This window comes from Phenylobacterium sp. RIFCSPHIGHO2_01_FULL_69_31 (assembly GCF_001824475.1).
In the GTDB taxonomy this organism is placed as follows: domain Bacteria; phylum Pseudomonadota; class Alphaproteobacteria; order Caulobacterales; family Caulobacteraceae; genus Phenylobacterium.
In genome coordinates, this window is record NZ_MHXN01000014.1 from 85,524 (window position 1) to 102,078 (window position 16,555).

Below are 16,555 nucleotides of genomic sequence, written 5' to 3' on the forward strand. Positions count from 1 at the left end.
GTGGGTCGCAGGCTCAGTCGTCGGCGCGCCGGCGGCGGCGCGGCTTGCCGTCGTCGAGCATGGCCAGCAGGCCGGGGCCGTCCAGCCAGTCGTCGTTCGTGTCGCTGGCGTAGCTGAACTCGTCCGGCAGCCGACCACCTTCCAGGGGCTTGCGGGTGTACTCCACGAAGGCGGGCTCGATAGCGTAGCGGTCGCCCAGGTCGACCGTGTTCCGCGCATCGTCCGCCGAGATCATCATCTCGTGCAGCTTCTCGCCGGGGCGGATGCCGATGACCTTGGTGGCGAGGCCCGGGGCCATGACGGTGGCGATGTCGGTGATCTTCATGGACGGGATCTTGGGCACGAACACCTCGCCGCCGTGCATCCGGTCCAGGGACGACAGCACGAAGTCGACGCCCTCCTCCAGGGTGATCAGGAACCGGGTCATGCGCGGGTCGGTGATCGGCAGCTCGGTCGCGCCGCGCTGGATCAGGCGCTGGAAGAAGGGGATCACCGAGCCGCGGGAGCCCACGACGTTGCCGTAACGGACCACCGAGAAGCGCGTCCCGATATCGCCGGAAAGGTTGTTGGCCGCCACGAAGGTCTTGTCCGAGGCCAGCTTGGTGGCGCCGTACAGGTTCACCGGGTTGCAGGCCTTGTCGGTGGACAGCGCCACCACCTTCTTCACCCCGTTGGCGAGGCAGGCGCGGACCACGTTCTCGGCGCCCATGATGTTGGTGTGGATGCACTCGGACGGATTGTACTCGGCCGCCGGCACCTGCTTCAGCGCCGCCGCGTGGATCACGACGTCGACGCCGCGGAACGCCAGCGCCAGGCGCTCGCGATCGCGCACATCGCCCAGGAAGAAGCGCATCACCGACATCTTCTCCGGCCCGAACCGCTCGGCGAGGTCGATCTGCATCTCGCTCTGCTTCAGTTCGTCGCGCGAATAGACGATCAGCTTTCGCGGGCTGGCGCGTTCCAGCACGGTCTCGATGAACCGGCGCCCGAACGAGCCCGTGCCGCCGGTGACGAGGATGACCTTGCCGTCGAGGTCGAGTTTGGTCGGCGCAAATCGGCCCAAGGGGCGCTCCGCAGGCAGCCTGTCTGCCGGCACCATGACCGCGCCGCGTAAAGAGACCGCTAACCATGATCGGCGATATCCGAGGCCATGGATCGCCGCCTGTTCCTCAGCCTTGCCGCCCTCGCCGCCCTTCCGGCGGCCGCGCGCGCGTCCAGCGGGGGCGAGAAGAAGAAGTCGGGCGGCGGCTCATACGTGCCGGTCCAGCCCCTGCTCGGCACCACCCTGCGCGCCAGCGGCCGACGCGGCGTGCTGTCGGTGGATTGCGGCCTCGACGTGCCGGACGAGGCCCTGCGCACGCGGGTGGAGCAGTCCACGCCGCGGCTGCGGGCCGCCTATGTCCAGACCATCCAATCCTACGCCGCCGGCCTCGGCCCCGGCGTCCCGCCGAGCGCCGACTACATCGGCCAGGCCCTGCAGCGGCAGACCGACGCCATCCTGGGCCGGCCCGGCGCCCGCGTCCTGCTGGGCGCCATCGTCGTCAATTGATCACATCGCGCTGATGCCGCCGTCCAGGCGAAGCTCGGCGCCGGTCATGAAGCCGCTCTCGTCCGAGGCCAGGTAGAGCACCGCGTTGGCGATGTCCTCGGGCTGGCCGATGCGGCCCAGCGGCACCTGGCGCGCGAGCTTGGCCTCCGCCTCCTCCTTGCCGAACCGCTGGCGCAGCGGATCCAGGATCGGCGTGTCGATGAAGGTCGGATGGATCGAATTCGAGCGGACGTTGAGCCCCTGCTTGGCGCAGTGCAGGCCGATCCCCTTGGAGAGCAGCCAGACCGCCGCCTTGGAGGCGTTGTAGACGGGCGTGTTGTGGCCCGCGATGACGCCGGCGATCGAGGAGATGTTGATGATCGACCCAGGCTGGTTCTGGCGTAGGTACTTCAGCGCGTGCTTGGTCCCGAGGAACACCGAGTCCACGTTCACGCTCATCACGAGCTTCCAGTCCTCGTAGCTCAGCTCCTCGATATTGCCGCCCCGGCTGATGCCGGCGTTGTTCACCAGGACGCTGATGCCGCCCATGGCCTCGTCGGCCTCTTCCAGCGCGAAGATCCACTGTTCTTCCTTGGTGACGTCCAGCGGGAAGGCGAAGGCCGTGCCGGCCCCGAACTCGGCGTCGATCGCCGCGGCCACGGCCTTTGCGCCCTCGGCATTGATGTCGGCCACCGACACCTTGGCGCCCTCCGACGCCAGCTTGCGGGCGAAGGCGGCGCCCAGCCCCTGCGCCCCGCCGGTGATGAAGGCCTTCTTGCCCGCGACGCGTCCCGCCATGTTCTTTTTCCCTTACGCCTTCGCCGCCTCGTCCATGAAGGCGGCCATCTTGACGTCCAGCTCGCTCACCCCATCCACGTCGTGAGTGGCCAGCAGCACGTCCACGCGGTTGTAGACGTTGAACCATTCGGGGTGGTGGTCGAGCTTGTCGGCCATCAGGGCCACGCGGGTCATGAAGCCGAACGCCTGGTTGAAGTCGTCGAACCGATAGGTCTTCCGGATCGCGTCGCGGTCGCCCTCAACCTTCGCCCAGCCGTCCAGCCGGGCCAGCGCCGCAGTCGCCCCGATCTTCGTCGGCCGCGTCACGCCGGTTGCTCCGCACCGAAGGCCAGACCCGTGGCGGCGGACAGCTCGGCCAGGGTCTGGTCCACGTCGACCACCTTGATCGCGGTCATGCCCAGGCCGGCCGCCGGCTTGCAGTTGATGCCCAGGTCGTCGAGGTAGACGCAGGCCTCGGGCTTCACGGCCAGGAGGTCGCACATCATCAGGTAGATCTTCGGGTCCGGCTTGCGGACGCCGGCCTTCGAGCTCTCGATGATGGCGTCGAACAGCGGCATCACCTGGGCCATGGCGCCGGCGGAACGCTGGGTGGTGTCCTGGCCGGGGCTGTGCATCGAGACCACGTTGTTGGTGATGCAACCCACCTTGAAGCGCTGCTTGCACGCCTGGAGCGCCGCCACCATCCGCGGCCGAAGCTGGCCGTTCAGGAGCGGCAGCACGTCCGCGCCGCGGAGGGGATGGCCCAGGGCCGTGGATTCCTCGAGGAACAGGGTGTCGAAGCGCGCCGCATCGATCTCGTTGCGTTCGAACAGGGCCCAGGCGTTGCTGTCGGGGTTCGTCGAGTTCACGCGCCGGACCAGGTCCTTGGGCAGGCCCCGCTCGGCCTCCATGCGGTTGAACGCCTCGAAGGGCGAGGTGGTGAACACCCCCCCGAAGTCCCAGATCACCGCCTCGACCGCCACTGCACCGTTCCTCAGCCAATTCTTGAGCGGCCGGACGCTAGAGAGCGGGCGGCGGACGTGCAAGTAAGGGCCGATGCTTCCGTCCCGGTTTCCCAGGCGCGTCCGGCTCGGGCTGTACGCCCTGGCCGCCCTCATCCTCCTCGTCCTCTGCGTGACCCCGTCTCAGGACCTGCCGGACCCGGGCACGGGCGACCGGTTCGAGCACATGGCCGCCTGGTTCGTCCTGACCTTGAGCGGCTTCGTGCTGGCCCCCCGGCGGCGGTTGGCGATTCCGGCGTTCGCCCTGGCCTACGGCGTGGTGATCGAGGTGCTGCAGGCGGCAATGCCGTTCGGGCGTCACGGCGACCCGAAGGACCTGCTGGCCGACGCCATCGGCGTAGCCTTGGCCTGCGTCGCCTGGCTGGTGCTCCGCCGCCTCGCGCCGCGGATCATCGACGCCGCCTGACGCGGCCTCTATGAGGGGGTCATGTCCGACGCGCCCCAGCCGTACATCTATCTCGCCGTGCCCTGCTACGGCGGCCAGCTCACTCTCCACTTCGTCAGCTCGCTGCTGAAACTCCAGGAGGCCTGCCGCGAGCGCGGGGTCGGGCTGCACGTGGACATGATGGGCGGCGAGGCCCTGATCACCCGTGGCCGCTCGCGCCTGGCGGCCCAGTTCCTGAGCCACCCGCAAGCCACCCACATCCTCTACATCGACGCCGACATCGGCTTCCGGCCCGAGAACGTCTTCCGGCTGCTGGACGCCGACAAGGACGTGATCGCGGCGGTCTGTCCGCTGAAGAAGATCGACTGGGAGAAGGTGCGCACCGCCGCGAAGGCCGGGGCGTCCGACCTGCAGGCGGCGGGCATCGGCTACGTCGTCCGCTTCCTGCCGACGCCGGACAAAAGCGTCGAGGTCAACGACGGGTTTGCGCGCGTCGCCTATGGCGGCACCGGCTTCCTGATGATCAGCCGCGGGGCGATGCAGCGGATCGTCGACGCCCACCCCGAGCTGCGCGCCAAGATGGGCGATATGGCCGACAACCAGGCGCCCGAGGCCGTGATGGTGTTCGACACCATGATCGAGCCCGAAACAGGCCAATACCTCTCGGAAGACTACGCCTTCTGCCGCCGCTGGCGCGACCTGGGCGGCGAGATCTGGGCCGATTTCGAGGCCCGCCTGACCCACGTCGGCCACGCGGCCTATACCGGCAGCCTCATGCAGGCGCTGCGCGGCGGCTGATCACTCGGCGGGGACAGGCGAGGGCGCCAGTCCCCCCTTGGGCGGCGGCTCGGGCGGCGCCGCCGTCTGGAGCGCAGCCCGCTTCTCCATGAGCGCGGCCCGGGTCGCCTCGTAGCTCTGGCGGTTGATGCCGTAGAGCGAGTAGAAGCCCACCGCGATCAGGCCCGGGATGGCGGCCATCACGCTGTCCCAGAGCGCCAGGTTGAACAGCACGTCGGGCGGCACATCGGCGGCGCTCTTGGCGGTCTTGGGCAACTGGATGAGGGTGATGACCACGCCCGCGACGGCGGTCCCGACGGCCAGGTCGATCTTACCGGCCATTGTGCGGGTGGCGTAGAGGACCCCCTCCTGACGCACGCCGAACTTCAGCTCGTTCTGGTCCGCGATGTCTGCAAGGGCGGACATGACGCTGATCTGGAGAATGCTGATGGCGCCGTACTGCACCGCAGCGAAGGCGATCAGGAGCGGCGCCAGACCGGGCGTGGAGGGCGAAAGGATGCCCATCATGCCGAGGACCAGCGGGATCGGCGGCACGAGGGAATAGGCCAGGGCCGCGTAGATGATCGTGCGCTTCTTGTCGATCCGGCCGTGCAGCCGCGGCGCGAAGACGAAGGCGGTCAGGTAACCGGCGAGGCTGCCGAGTACGAACCAGCTCAAGGTCTCACTGCTCAGGTCCCAGTAGAAGGTGGCGGCGTAGAGGCGCAGTCCTTCGCGCAGGCCGATCATCAAGGCCACGAAGAAATAGGCCGCCAGAAGCCAGACGTAATTGATGTTGGAGAGCGCCTTACCGAGGTCGCGGCCAAACTCGAGGACGCTGAACTTCGGCGTGTCCGGCGCCGGCTTGGGCAGGAAGGGGATCCGGTCCCGGGTGAGCCAGGCGGACGCGGTCAATGCGACCGTGGTGATGATCCCGATCGTCACGGCATAGGCGGACCAGGGAACGGGGTTGAGCAGACCGCGCGGGAACTCCGGCGTCGTCGGGAAGAAGAGGCGGAGCGCCAGGATGGTGGTCAGCGACCCGCCAGCCCAGTTGAAGAAGCTGTAGTAGGCCATGACCTTCGAGCGTTCGGTGTAGTGGCCGGACAGCTCGCCCCCCAGCGCCAGATGCGGCACGTAGAAGAACGTCATCGCTTGGCGCATCAGGACGACCGCCACACCCAGCCAGATGACCATGCCCATCTCGCTGAGGCCGGCGGGGGGGCTGAAGATCGCCCAGACGGATAACCCGACTGGAATGGCAGAGGCGAACAGATAGGGGTGGCGCCGCCCCCACCGGGAATGGGTCCGATCCGATAGCGACCCGATGATCGGGTCGGAGAAGGCGTCGAGGATCAGGCTGATGGAGATCGCCAGGCCAACAAGATGGGCGTCGACGCCCTTGACCTGACTGTAGAAGAGAAGCGCGAAGCTGGAGACCGAATAGAGGGCGACGGTCTCGGCCGCTCCGCCGAGCCCGAAGCCCAGCTTCGTCTTCAGCGAAAGACGGTCGGTCGTCGCCGGCGCGGCCTGGGTCATGCGCTTTGGTCCTCCGCCGCGCTCTGAAGGCGCGTTCCGGACCAGCGAACCCTAACGTGGCGGCATCGTCAATCGCTGCGTACCCGGTCTTCGAAACATGACGCCCCCGTCACCGGTCGGCGCAAGGCCCTCACATTCGACCCTGAAGTCTGCTACTGGCGATGATGATGCGCCCCGAGATCTGGATGTGGCGCAAGTTCCTTTCCACGAACGACGGACGGCCGCGCTTTCCATGCCCCAGACCCGACCCGCCGCCCCCACCGGTCACAATCGCGGCGCCGAGCGCGAGGTCGAGCTGCTGAAGCGCATCGACGAGCGGCTGCGCTGGCTCGCCACCTGGACGATCCACAACGCCAATCACCTGCGCGCGAGCCGCGACGGGCTGAAGGTGGGCGGCCACCAGGCGTCCTGCGCCTCGATGACCACCATCATGACGGCGCTCTACTTCCACGCCCTGCGCCCGGAGGATCGGGTGGCGGTGAAGCCGCACGCCAGCCCGGTGTTCCACGCCGCGCAATACCTGATGGGCCGCCAGAGCCGGCAGCAGCTCGAGGACTTCCGCAGCTTCGGCGGCGCCCAGTCATATCCCTCGCGCACCAAGGACAAGGACGACGTCGACTTCTCCACCGGTTCGGTCGGCCTGGGTGTGGCGATCACCGCCTTCGCCTCGCTGATGCAGGACTATCTGAAGGGCCACGGGCTGCTGAAGCCGGGGCAGGGGGGCCGTTTCGTCGCCACCCTGGGCGACGCCGAACTGGACGAGGGCAACATCTACGAGTGCCTGATCGAGGCCTACAAGCACGACATCCGGAACTGCTGGTGGATCGTGGACTACAACCGGCAAAGCCTCGACGCCACCACGGCCGATCGGATGTTCGACCGCTTCGACGACATCTTCGAGACCGCCGGTTGGCGGGTGGTGACGCTGAAGTGGGGCAAGGCCCAGATGCGCGCCTTCGCCCGGCCGGGGGGCAAGGCGCTCCAGGCCTGGATCGAGAGCTGTCCCAATGCGGACTTCGCGGCCCTCACCTATCAGGGCGGATCGGCCTGGCGCGCGCGGCTGATGGCCGACATCGGCCGCCAGGCGGGGGTGCGTGCCCTGCTGGAGAGTTTCGACGACGAGGCCCTGCACCAGCTGATGATCGGCCTGGGCGGCCATTGCATCGAGACCCTGACCGAAGCCTTCGACGCGGCGCAGGACGACACGCCGACCCTGTTCATCGCCTACACGGTCAAGGGCTTCGGCCTACCGCTGCAGGGCCACAAGGACAACCATGCCGGCCTGATGACGCCGGCGCAGGTCGAGGCCCTGCGCCAATCCATGGGGGTGACGGAGGGCCAGGAGTGGGAGCCGCTGGCCGGGCTGACGCCGGAGGCGGCTGCGGAGGTGCAGGCGTTCGTCGCCGCCGCGCCTTTCGCCCAGCCGGCCACACGCCGCTTCGCGGCCGAGCCGGTGCCGGTGCCGAGCCGCGCCGAGTTCCCCAGTCCGGACGGCGCCGAACAGTCCACGCAACAGGCATTCGGACGGATCCTGCTGGACCTCGCCAAGAGCGGCCATCCGCTGGCCGACCGGATCGTCACCACCTCGCCCGACGTGACCGTCTCCACCAACCTTGGCGGCTTCGTGAACCAGCGCGGCCTGTTCCGCCGGCGCGAGACGGCCGACGTGTTCCGCGACGCCAAGATTCCCTCCCCGCAGAAATGGGCGGGCAAGACGGCCGGCCAGCACGTGGAACTGGGCATCGCCGAGCACAACCTGTTCCTGAACCTGGCCGCCTTCGGCCTCTCGGCGCCGCTCTTCGGCGAGCGGCTGCTGCCGATCGGGACGGTCTACGATCCCTTCATCAGCCGGGGCCTCGATGCCCTGAACTACGCCTGCTACCAGGACGCCCGGTTCATGCTGGTCGCCACGCCCAGCGGCCTGACCCTGGGCCCGGAAGGCGGGGCGCACCAGTCGATCTACACGCCGCTGATCGGCATCGGCCAGCCGGGGCTGACCTATTTCGAGCCCGCCTTCGTCGACGAGCTGGCCGAGGTTATGCGCTGGTCGTTCCAGCACATGCAGGCCGAGGACGGCGGCTCGGTCTATCTGCGCCTGACCACCCGTCAGCTCACCCAGGTGGCGCGGGCAGACGACGCCTGGCGAGAGGATGCGCTGAAGGGCGCCTACTGGCTGAAGGCTCCCGGGTCCGGCGCGGAGGCGGCCATCGTGTTCTGCGGCGCCGTGGCGCCGGAGGTGCTGGCGGCGGCCGAGGAGCTGGCGGACGACATCCCGGGCCTGGGGGTGCTGAACGTGGTCTCGCCCGGCCTCCTGCACCGCGACTGGATGTCCTGCCGCCGCAGCCGCTGGCAAGCCGAGGGCCGCCGCCAAAGTCATGCCGAGGCCCTGCTTTCGCAGCTCGGACCGGGCGCGGGCCTCGTCACCGTGGTCGACGCCTCGCCCGCGACGCTGTCCTGGTTGGGCGGCGTCCGGGGCCAGAGGGTCAGCTCGCTGGGCCTCGACAGCTTCGGCCAGGTGGGCGACCTGCCCGACCTCTATCGCCACTACCGCCTGGACGTGGACGCTATCCTCGAAGCCGCGGCCGACCTGTTTCTCTGATATGTAGTCGGCCGCACCACATATATGGCGCTTTCTTCCACATATATGGAATCATGGCCGATCAGGTCAGCGCCCGTTCCAGGTCCGCGATCAGGTCGTCGACGTTCTCAACGCCGACACTGAGCCGGATCAGCCCGTCGGAGATGCCGATCCGCTCGCGCGTCTCGGCCGGGATTGAGGCGTGGGTCATGATCGCCGGATGCTCGATCAGGCTCTCCACGCCGCCCAGGCTCTCGGCGAGGGTGAACAGCTCGGTCCGCTCCAGCATCCGCTTCGTCCCCTCCAGGTCGCGGTCCAGCACGGCGGTGATCATGCCGCCGAAGCCGGACATCTGGCGCTTGGCCAGGTCATGCTGCGGATGGCTCGGCAGGCCGGGGTAGATGACCTTGGCCACGTCGCTCCGCGCCTCAAGCCATTCGGCGATCGCCTGGCCGTTCTCGCAATGCCGCTGCATGCGGAGCGCCAGGGTCTTCATGCCGCGCAGGGTCAGGAAGCTGTCGAACGGCGAAGCCACCGAGCCGATGGCGTTCTGCAGGAAGGTGATCTGGTCCCGCAGCTCGGCGTTCTCGCCCACCACCAGCGCCCCGCCGACCACGTCCGAATGGCCGCCGATGTACTTGGTGGTGGAATGCATCACCGCGTCGAAGCCGAATTCCAGCGGCCGCTGGACGTACGGACTGGCGAAGGTGTTATCCGCTGCGGCGATCAGGCCGCGGCGCTTGCACAGGGCCGCGATGGCTTCGAGGTCCGCCAGGCGCAGGAGGGGGTTGGTGGGCGTCTCCACCCAGACCATGCGCGTCCGGGGCGTGATCGCCGCCTCGATGGCGCTCACGTCGGCCAGGTCCACGAAGCTGAATTCCAGCCCCGAAGACCGGCGCCGCACCTTGTCGAACAGCCGGAACGAGCCGCCGTAAAGGTCCTCGCTGGCGATGATGTGGTCGCCCGCATCGAACGCCTCCAGCAGGGTGGCGATGGCCGCCAGGCCCGAGGCGAAGGCATAGCCCTTGGTCCCGCTTTCCAGGTCCGCCAGGCCGCGCTCCAGGGCGAAGCGGGTGGGGTTCTGGCTGCGCGAATATTCGAAGCCCGTGTGAACGCCGGGGCTCGACTGCGCATAGGTCGAGGTTGCGTAGATCGGGGGCATCACCGCCCCGGTGGTCGGATCGTGCTCCTGACCGCCGTGGATGGCGCGGGTGGCGAAATCCAGGCGGTTCCTGCCATGGGGGTCGGAGCTCAAGCGGCTTTCCTCAGATAGTTGATCAGGTCGATGCGTGTGATGAGGCCGAGGAACTCCTTGCCCTCCATCACGATCGCCACCTCGTCACGCTCGAAGATCGGAAGCAGCGAGTCCAGCTGCTCGCCGGCCTGCAGGGTGTGCAGCTTCGCGGTCATGGCCGTCGAGACCGGCTGGCGGAAGCGGGCGTCCTGGCGGCGATCCTCGACGGCCTCCAGGAGGTCGCTCTCGTCGATAAGGCCGATCAGGCGGCCATCGTCGATCACCGGCAACTGGCTGACGTCGGCCTGACGCATGCGGTTATAGGCGGTGAGCAGGGTGTCGCCCGGGCCCACCGTGACCGCATCGCCCGGCGTGCGCGCGATCAGGTCGCGCAGGTCGCCGTGAAGCTGCCGGTCGACCAGCCCCTGCTCGGCGACCCAGCTGTCGTTGTAGACCTTGGAGAGGTAGCGCGAGCCCGTATCGCAGACGAGCGTCACCACGCGCTTGGGCTCGGTCTGGTCGCGGCAGTAGCGCAGGGCGCCCGCCAGCAGGGTGCCGGACGACGAGCCGCCCAGGATGCCGGCCTTGGTCAACAGCAGGCGGGCCGTGGCGATGCTCTCCGTATCGGAGATCTCATAGGCCTTGGCCACCAGGTCCAGGTCGCAGTTGTCGGGGATGAAGTCCTCGCCGATGCCTTCGACGACCCAGGCGCCGGGTTCGACCTTCTCCCCGCGCTCGATCAGCGGCGCCAGGATCGAACCCACCGGGTCGGCCAGCACCATCTTTGTCTTCGGCGAGGCCTTGGCGAAGAAGCGGCCCAGGCCCGTCAGCGTGCCGCCGGACCCCACCCCCACCACGACGGCGTCAACGTCGCCCTCCATCTGCTCCAGGATCTCCGGGCCGGTGGTTGTCTCGTGCGCCTTGGGGTTCGCGGGGTTCGAGAACTGGTTGATGTAGACGGCGTCGTTCAGCTTGGCGGCGATCGCTTTGGCCATGTCCTGGTAGTACTCGGGATGACCTTTGCCGACGTCCGATCGGGTGATGCGCACGTCGACGCCCATGGCGCGCAGGTGCTGGATCTTCTCCCGCGCCATCTTGTCGGGCACCACGAGCAGCAGCTTGTAGCCCTTCAGCAGGCCCACCTGAGCCAGGCCCAGGCCGGTGTTGCCGGCCGTCGCCTCGACGATCGTGCCGCCGGGCCTCAGCGATCCGTCCTTCTCGGCCGCCTCGATCATCGAGCGGGCGACGCGGTCCTTGATCGAGCCGCCGGGATTGGCGCTCTCCAGCTTCACGAACAGGCGGCACGGCCCGGTGTCGAAGCCCGTCAGCTCCAGCATCGGCGTGCGGCCGATCAGGTCGAGGGCGGTGGCCGCGGGCGGCGGCAAAGGCTGGTCGGTCAAAGGCGGCATCCGGATCGAGTCAGGGAGATCGGTGGGCGCATATTGCGCACGATGTACAAAAAGGGAAACGCTCGACCCGAGTTTCCATCCCCGACGGCAAGAACAGTCTAGCTGCGACGCCCGCAGGCCGCGCCGTCCCGCGGCAATGTAACGGTTCCGTACGGTGGTGACCCGGCAAGCGGCGGTTAAGGTCGCGGCCTGCATTCTGCAGACGACACCAGGAGTCCGGCCCCTTGAAACGCTTCCTCGTCCTTGCGGCCAGCGCCGCCCTTTTGAGCGCCTGCCAACCCAAGACCGATGCGGCCACCGGCGGAGCCAAGTTCAACAACAGCGTGCCGATGACCGAGTTCATGGGCCACTTCGTGGACCCGGCCGCCTTCATGTACTGGAAGGGCTCCGGCACGGAGATCACCGAGGCGGGAGAGCGCGACCTGTCGCCCACCACCGACGAGGGCTGGGACGTGCTGGTCACCGGGGCGACCATGCTGGTCGAAGCCGGGAACATCATGCAGCTGCCCGGCCGCACACGGGCGCCGGAGGCCGACTGGAACAAGTACGCCCAGATGCTGAGCGAGCGGGCCCTGATCGCCCGCGCCGCGGCCGAGAGGCACGACAAGCAGGCGGTGTTCGACGAGGGGGGCCGGCTCTACGAGGTCTGCGTCGCCTGCCACGAACAGTTCATCGTCCAGCCCGAACTCAAGGCCAACGGGCCGGCCGAGGGCGATCCCCTGCCCCCGATCCCGGACGCAAAGGCGAAGTAGTCACCAGCCCGGCGTGGCTCGCACGCAGCGGCCGTTCGGCCCGCCCGTGGCGTCCAGAGGCCGGGCGGGACTCATCGATTCCAGGTCGCATCGCTGGCGCTCCAGGCCACCCAGGCCCAGCCCGCCGCCATAGGGGCCGCCGTACCAGTCGCGACCGTAGCCGCCATAGCTGTAGCCGTTCCGGGTGTCCTCGAAGGCCAAGCTGACCCGCCCGTTCTCGCCCACCGGGATGTCGGTGCGGCCGTAGACGCTGCGGTAGCCGCCGGTGCCGACCGCCACGCCCACTTCACCGTGTGGCCTGCGGTCGTCGCTGGCCACGACGCCGTCCAGGGCCTCGTCACGACGCGGGTCCGGCAGGGACGAGCTCTTGATGAAGGCGTCGATCTGCTCGGCGGTGCTCATGGGCGGCGGCGCCTGGGAGGCGGTGGCTACCGGCGCGTCGGCTTCCCGCGCGTCGGTCTCTTGCGCCCAGGCCGGAGCGGCGACAATGGCCGGCGCGGCGATCAAGGCCGCGAGCAGGGCAGGGCGGATACGCATACGCTGGTCTCCTTCGCCGCCACTCAGCCCTGCAATTGCGGCGAACGTATTGCAGAGCCGTCGGGCGCCTATCGCGGGCGGGCCCGGTCGGCCGGCACATTGGCGATGACGCCCGCCTCGTTGCCCGCCTGGCCGGGCGGGATCAGTTCGTAGAAGCCGGCGAGGCGCAGCTTCACCACCACGGGCTTCTCGCTGGAGTTCGAGAACTGCCAGCCCTGGATGCCGTCGAACGGCGCCGTCAGGGCTCCGTGCTGCTTGAGGCCGAAGGCCTGCCGGTGGGTGGCGACGGTCATCGCCTCCCCCGGCTTCGGTGTCGTGTGGCCGTGCTGGTCGAAGTGGAAATCGCGCGGCTCGTCCGTCCCGACGACCTCCCACGAATAGATCAGCGTGGCGTCCTTCCTCATCCGCACCTTGTACTCAAGCTCGGACCGGTCGGCGCCCGCCAGGAAGTCGCCCAGCGGGATCTCGATCACGTCGGTGCGGAACGGAGCGTCGTACTCGCGGGCCCTCGCCACGCCGGCGGCCTCGCCGCCCACCAACCGATCCTCGGGCGCCCACAGGCGCGACAGGCCAGACAGCCGCCCCAGGCCCAGGGGGTCGCGGTTGAATTCGGCCGGCAGGATCGCGCCGAGCACGATCAGCGCTGCGAGGGCCAGGCTGCCCAGGGTCGCGGCAACCAACCGGCCCCGGCGCATCGGGGCGTTCGGCGGCGAAGATCGGTTGGGTTCGCTCATGAGGCCGCTCCGCCAAAGATGTAGCCTGCCAGCTGGTGTCCGGCGAGAACGAAGCCAGCCAGCATCAGCATCACGTTCGCGCCGGCCGCCGTGGACCCAAACATCGACGTGCGGCGCCACAGGGACATGGCGGCGAGGATCAAGGCCAGCGCCAGGAACTGTCCGATCTCGACCCCGACGTTGAACGCGATGAGGTTGGCCAGCAGGCCCTCGGGATTGAGGTTCAGGGCCTGCAGCTTGGTGGCCAGGCCGAAGCCGTGGATGAGGCCGAAGCCCAGCACCGCCGCCCGCGGGTCGGGCTGGACGCCGAACACGATGCGAAAGCCGCCCAGGTTCTCGAACGCCTTGTAGGCCACCGAAAGGCCGATCACCGCGTCCACAAGGTGGGGATCGGCGTGGATGTCGAAGAACACCCCGGCCAGCAGGGTGATGGAATGACCCAGCGAGAACAGGCTGACGTAGAGCGCCACCTGCGAAAGCCGGCACAGGAAGAAGATCACCCCGACCAGGAACAGGAGGTGGTCGTAGCCGGTCACCATGTGCTTGGCGCCGAGGTACATGAAGGGGATCGGGTCGGGGCCCCGGGTGGCCGCCACGAAGGCTGCGTCGGTCCCGCCGATATTGTGAGCCAAGGCGGCGCCGGCCCATCCCAGCGCCAGCAGGCCGAGGGCCGCGGCGGCGGCGCGTGTTGCGGACAGGCCTCTCCCCATGCCCCGGGGATACCGCACGTTCGAGAACGGGGCGAGGCGTTTCCGCCTCGCCCCGCCCAAGCCTTAGAACGACTTGCGGACCGTGGCGCCGTAGGTGCGCGGCGGGTTGGTCAGGAAGCCGTAGCGGGCGCGCAGGCCGCGCTCGCGGTCGATGGAGAGCTTGGCGCGCTCGTCGCCCAGGTTGTTGACGAAGGCCGCCGCCTCCCAGCCCTCGCCGCGCACGCCGATCCGCAGGTTCAGCACGTCGTAGGACGGCAGCTCCAGCGGGAAGATCAGCGAGGTGGCGGTGGTCGCGCCCACGTTCGGGAAGAGCGCCACGGTGCGGGGGTTGTTCTCCTGGTCGGAGACCTGGGTGTAGCGCTTCCCGACGTGCTGCCACGTCAGGTTCGAGAACACGTCCAGGCCGGAGGCCATCTCGCGCTCGTAGCCCACGCTGACCGAGCCCTGGAACTTGGGCACGGTGGGCAGGCGATTGCCGTCGCGCAGGCCCTGGATGGGATTGCCGGCGGCGTCGTTCAGGCTCGAGGTGAGTTCGGCGTCGTTGTAGGAGGCCGTCGCCGCGATATCGAAGTTGTCCGTGATGCGATAGGCGAACTCGGCGTCGAAGCCGACCGACTTGGCGCTCTTCACATTGGCGATGATCCGCGACGAGCACGAACCGGCGTCGATGGTGGCCTGCAGGTTATTGATGTCGGCGTAGAAGCCGGCCAGCGTCAGCGAGCCGCGGCCGCCGCCCAGGCGGGCCTTCATGCCGGCCTCGTAGTTCCACACCGTCTCGTTCTTGAAGCTCGGCGAGGAGAGCGCGTCGAAGGTGGCGAAGTCGGCCGGAGTGCAGAGCGGGCGGTTCAGCGGGTCGTTGATCCCGCCCAGCCGGAAGCCCTTCGACACCTGGGCGTTGAAGGTGACGTCGTCCGTCGCCTCATAGGCCACGATCACGCGGGGCGCGAAGGCGTCGGCCTTGGTCTTGCCGGGCACCGCGATGGTCTTGTCGGCGAAGATCCCGTCGAAGGTGAGGGTGCGGGTTTCCTTGTAGTCCGCCCAGCGCAGGCCGCCGGTGATGTCCAGCCGGTCGGTGACCGAGAAAGTCGCTTCCCCGAAGACCGCGAACTGCTTCTGCTTGTAGGGCACGGTCGAGAAGTAGAGGTGGTCCGTGGGCGCCACGTCGCTGGCGCTGGGGATGCCGCTGGCGGCGCTGAAGCCCTGCACGAACAGGTCCTGCGCGTAGTCGCGGTCGATGTGCGAGTAGAACGCGCCCAGCACCCACTGCAGCGGGCCTTCGCCGGTCGAGGCGACGCGGGCCTCCTGGGTGAAGGTCTTGGCGTCGGTGGTGTCCGACAGCGGCGAGTCGATCGTGTAGACCGCCGGGGGCAGGCCGATGGACCCGCCCGTGATCGAGCTCGTCAGGGCGCCGGCGTCACGCAAGACCAGGACGTCGCGGTCGCTGTAGCTGGTCACCGAGGTGAAGCGCAGGTCGCCCATGTCGTACTGGACGGTCAGGTCGCCCAGCAGGAACTCGTCCTCGAACTTCTCCTTGAGCTGGGTGAACTGCTTGGTGCCGCCCAACTGCACGCGCGGGCGGGTGGTGGTGAACTCGTTGCCGAGGATGTTGAAGATGTCGACGCGGTTGAATCCGTCGACGTCGATCTTTTGGTAGAGCACCCGCGGGGTGATCGACAGGTTCTCGGTCGGCTTGAACAGCAGGGCGGCGCGGAAGCCGTAGCGCTCGCCGTCGTTGACGTCCTTGTCCACGCTGCCGTCGGGCTGGACGGCGTCGATGAAGCCCGGGAACTTCTCCACATAGGCGGTCAGGCGAAGCGCCGCCTGCTCGCTCAGCGGCATGTTCACCGAGCCCTTGAGGTTGCCCCCCGTCGAGCCGCCGGTGACCGTCGACGCGGTCGCCTCGATCGTGCCCGAGAACGCGCCGAGGTCCGGCTGATTGGTGATGTAGCGGACCGTGCCCGAGAGCGAGCCGGATCCGAACAGCGTGCCCTGGGGACCGCGCAGCACCTCAACCCGGTTCAGGTCGAACAGGTCGAGGTCCGGCGTGAACAGCGACATCGAGATCACGGATTCGTCCAGGTAGACGCCCACCTGTTCCTTCACGCCCGGCTGGTCGCGAACGATCTGGCCGGCGGAGATGCCGCGGATGGCGACCTGGCTCTGGCCGGGGCCGAGGTTCTGGACCGAGAAGCTCGCCACGGTGCGCGACAGCTCTTCCACGTTGGTGATGCCGCGGCTGCGCATCACGGCTTCGCTCTGGGCGGCCACCGAGAACGGCACGTCGATCAGTTGCTCGTCCCGCTTCCGCGCGGTGACGACCAGTTCCTGCACCTCGGTCTCGGCCTCGGCGCCCACGGCTTGACCGGCGGGCAGGCCAATCAGGAGGGCGAGGGCGCTGGCGCGCACGCTCAATGCAAACTTCCGGTTATTCATGACGACGTCCTTCCGCAACTGCAGCTTGTGTCGCTGCCTGTTTGTGGCGCAGGCGTAGTCAAAAAAACGTCGTAATGGCAGCCGGCTTGCGCGAGTGGCCACGCTTGTGGGGCGAGTTGTTGCGGCCGGGCAACAGGCCTGGG

Annotated in this window: 16 protein-coding genes; 5 read left to right on the forward strand and 11 right to left on the reverse strand. The window is 68.4% G+C overall.

The genetic code is table 11. The annotated features are described in order from the left end of the window. Positions 1 to 13: 13 nt before the first annotated feature. Complete coding sequence (pseB, locus tag A2790_RS09670) at positions 14 to 1,063, reverse strand: UDP-N-acetylglucosamine 4,6-dehydratase (inverting) (RefSeq protein WP_293390556.1); 1,050 nt, start codon at positions 1,061 to 1,063, stop codon at positions 14 to 16. Positions 1,064 to 1,150: 87 nt separating this feature from the next. Between pseB and A2790_RS09675 the strand changes: the two genes are divergently transcribed. Next, the gene (locus A2790_RS09675) at positions 1,151 to 1,549 is read left to right on the forward strand and encodes a hypothetical protein (protein WP_068876414.1); all 399 of its coding nucleotides are present in this window, start codon (positions 1,151 to 1,153) and stop codon (positions 1,547 to 1,549) included. Here A2790_RS09675 and A2790_RS09680 read toward each other — a convergent pair whose 3' ends face one another. Genes A2790_RS09680 through A2790_RS09690 form a run of 3 tightly spaced genes read right to left on the reverse strand, consistent with a single transcriptional unit; the run spans position 1,550 to position 3,288 of the window. Next, positions 1,550 to 2,326 (reverse strand): SDR family oxidoreductase, encoded by a 777-nt coding sequence (locus A2790_RS09680; RefSeq protein WP_293390562.1) that lies wholly within the window; start codon positions 2,324 to 2,326, stop codon positions 1,550 to 1,552. It lies immediately after the preceding gene. A gap of 12 nt (positions 2,327 to 2,338) precedes the next feature. Next, positions 2,339 to 2,632, reverse strand: coding sequence for a 4a-hydroxytetrahydrobiopterin dehydratase (locus A2790_RS09685; RefSeq protein WP_293390565.1), 294 nt, complete (start codon positions 2,630 to 2,632; stop codon positions 2,339 to 2,341). Beyond that, a complete protein-coding gene (locus A2790_RS09690; protein ID WP_293390568.1) occupies positions 2,629 to 3,288 on the reverse strand; it encodes an HAD-IA family hydrolase in 660 nt (219 codons plus the stop codon). Before A2790_RS09690 ends, A2790_RS09685 begins: the two co-directional genes overlap by 4 nt. A 73-nt stretch (positions 3,289 to 3,361) precedes the next feature. Between A2790_RS09690 and A2790_RS09695 the strand changes: the two genes are divergently transcribed. Together A2790_RS09695 and A2790_RS09700 are read left to right on the forward strand one after the other, a co-directional pair. Further along, positions 3,362 to 3,733, forward strand: a complete 372-nt coding sequence (locus A2790_RS09695; RefSeq protein ID WP_293390571.1) for a VanZ family protein — start codon at positions 3,362 to 3,364, stop codon at positions 3,731 to 3,733. A gap of 21 nt (positions 3,734 to 3,754) precedes the next feature. Next, the gene (locus A2790_RS09700; protein WP_293390574.1) at positions 3,755 to 4,510 is read left to right on the forward strand and encodes a hypothetical protein; all 756 of its coding nucleotides are present in this window, start codon (positions 3,755 to 3,757) and stop codon (positions 4,508 to 4,510) included. Here the strand turns inward: A2790_RS09700 and A2790_RS09705 are convergent, their stop codons facing one another. Continuing rightward, entirely contained in the window at positions 4,511 to 6,025 is a 1,515-nt protein-coding gene (locus A2790_RS09705) for an MFS transporter (protein WP_293390577.1), read from the reverse strand. It lies immediately after the preceding gene. Between the two features lie 232 nt (positions 6,026 to 6,257). On the opposite strand from A2790_RS09705, the gene A2790_RS09710 reads away from it, so the two are divergent. Continuing rightward, the gene (locus A2790_RS09710; RefSeq protein ID WP_293390580.1) at positions 6,258 to 8,624 is read left to right on the forward strand and encodes a transketolase; all 2,367 of its coding nucleotides are present in this window, start codon (positions 6,258 to 6,260) and stop codon (positions 8,622 to 8,624) included. A gap of 61 nt (positions 8,625 to 8,685) precedes the next feature. On the opposite strand, the gene A2790_RS09715 is transcribed toward A2790_RS09710, so the two are convergent. Next, positions 8,686 to 9,858: a cystathionine gamma-synthase gene (locus A2790_RS09715; RefSeq protein ID WP_293390583.1), complete on the reverse strand. Its 1,173-nt coding sequence runs from the start codon at positions 9,856 to 9,858 to the stop codon at positions 8,686 to 8,688. Beyond that, complete coding sequence (locus A2790_RS09720; protein ID WP_293390585.1) at positions 9,855 to 11,237, reverse strand: cystathionine beta-synthase; 1,383 nt, start codon at positions 11,235 to 11,237, stop codon at positions 9,855 to 9,857. Before A2790_RS09720 ends, A2790_RS09715 begins: the two co-directional genes overlap by 4 nt. Before the next feature lie 233 nt (positions 11,238 to 11,470). Here A2790_RS09720 and A2790_RS09725 point away from each other — a divergent pair, with 233 nt between their 5' ends. Continuing rightward, a complete protein-coding gene (locus A2790_RS09725) occupies positions 11,471 to 11,998 on the forward strand; it encodes a hypothetical protein (protein WP_293390587.1) in 528 nt (175 codons plus the stop codon). Here the strand turns inward: A2790_RS09725 and A2790_RS09730 are convergent, their stop codons facing one another. The 4 genes from A2790_RS09730 to A2790_RS09745 all read right to left on the reverse strand — a co-directional run bounded on the left by A2790_RS09730 (position 11,999) and on the right by A2790_RS09745 (position 16,412). Further along, positions 11,999 to 12,535 (reverse strand): hypothetical protein, encoded by a 537-nt coding sequence (locus A2790_RS09730; protein ID WP_293390590.1) that lies wholly within the window; start codon positions 12,533 to 12,535, stop codon positions 11,999 to 12,001. Between the two features lie 68 nt (positions 12,536 to 12,603). After that, positions 12,604 to 13,269, reverse strand: a complete 666-nt coding sequence (locus A2790_RS09735) for a hypothetical protein (protein ID WP_293390592.1) — start codon at positions 13,267 to 13,269, stop codon at positions 12,604 to 12,606. After that, a complete protein-coding gene (locus A2790_RS09740; protein ID WP_293390594.1) occupies positions 13,266 to 13,979 on the reverse strand; it encodes a HupE/UreJ family protein in 714 nt (237 codons plus the stop codon). Before A2790_RS09740 ends, A2790_RS09735 begins: the two co-directional genes overlap by 4 nt. Positions 13,980 to 14,042: 63 nt before the next feature. Beyond that, entirely contained in the window at positions 14,043 to 16,412 is a 2,370-nt protein-coding gene (locus tag A2790_RS09745; RefSeq protein ID WP_293390597.1) for a TonB-dependent receptor, read from the reverse strand. Positions 16,413 to 16,555 lie beyond the last annotated feature (143 nt).

Excerpts from the sequence above, each read along its gene's own strand:
- A2790_RS09675 (WP_068876414.1), top strand. The coding sequence starts at position 1,151 with ATGGATCGCCGCCTGTTCCTCAGCCTTGCCGCCCTCGCCGCCCTTCCG.
- A2790_RS09680 (WP_293390562.1), bottom strand. The coding sequence starts at position 2,326 with ATGGCGGGACGCGTCGCGGGCAAGAAGGCCTTCATCACCGGCGGGGCG.
- A2790_RS09695 (WP_293390571.1), top strand. The coding sequence starts at position 3,362 with ATGCTTCCGTCCCGGTTTCCCAGGCGCGTCCGGCTCGGGCTGTACGCC.
- A2790_RS09700 (WP_293390574.1), top strand. The coding sequence starts at position 3,755 with ATGTCCGACGCGCCCCAGCCGTACATCTATCTCGCCGTGCCCTGCTAC.
- A2790_RS09705 (WP_293390577.1), bottom strand. The coding sequence starts at position 6,025 with ATGACCCAGGCCGCGCCGGCGACGACCGACCGTCTTTCGCTGAAGACG.
- A2790_RS09710 (WP_293390580.1), top strand. The coding sequence starts at position 6,258 with ATGCCCCAGACCCGACCCGCCGCCCCCACCGGTCACAATCGCGGCGCC.
- A2790_RS09730 (WP_293390590.1), bottom strand. The coding sequence starts at position 12,535 with ATGCGTATCCGCCCTGCCCTGCTCGCGGCCTTGATCGCCGCGCCGGCC.
- A2790_RS09735 (WP_293390592.1), bottom strand. The coding sequence starts at position 13,269 with ATGAGCGAACCCAACCGATCTTCGCCGCCGAACGCCCCGATGCGCCGG.
- A2790_RS09740 (WP_293390594.1), bottom strand. The coding sequence starts at position 13,979 with ATGGGGAGAGGCCTGTCCGCAACACGCGCCGCCGCCGCGGCCCTCGGC.
- A2790_RS09745 (WP_293390597.1), bottom strand. The coding sequence starts at position 16,412 with ATGAATAACCGGAAGTTTGCATTGAGCGTGCGCGCCAGCGCCCTCGCC.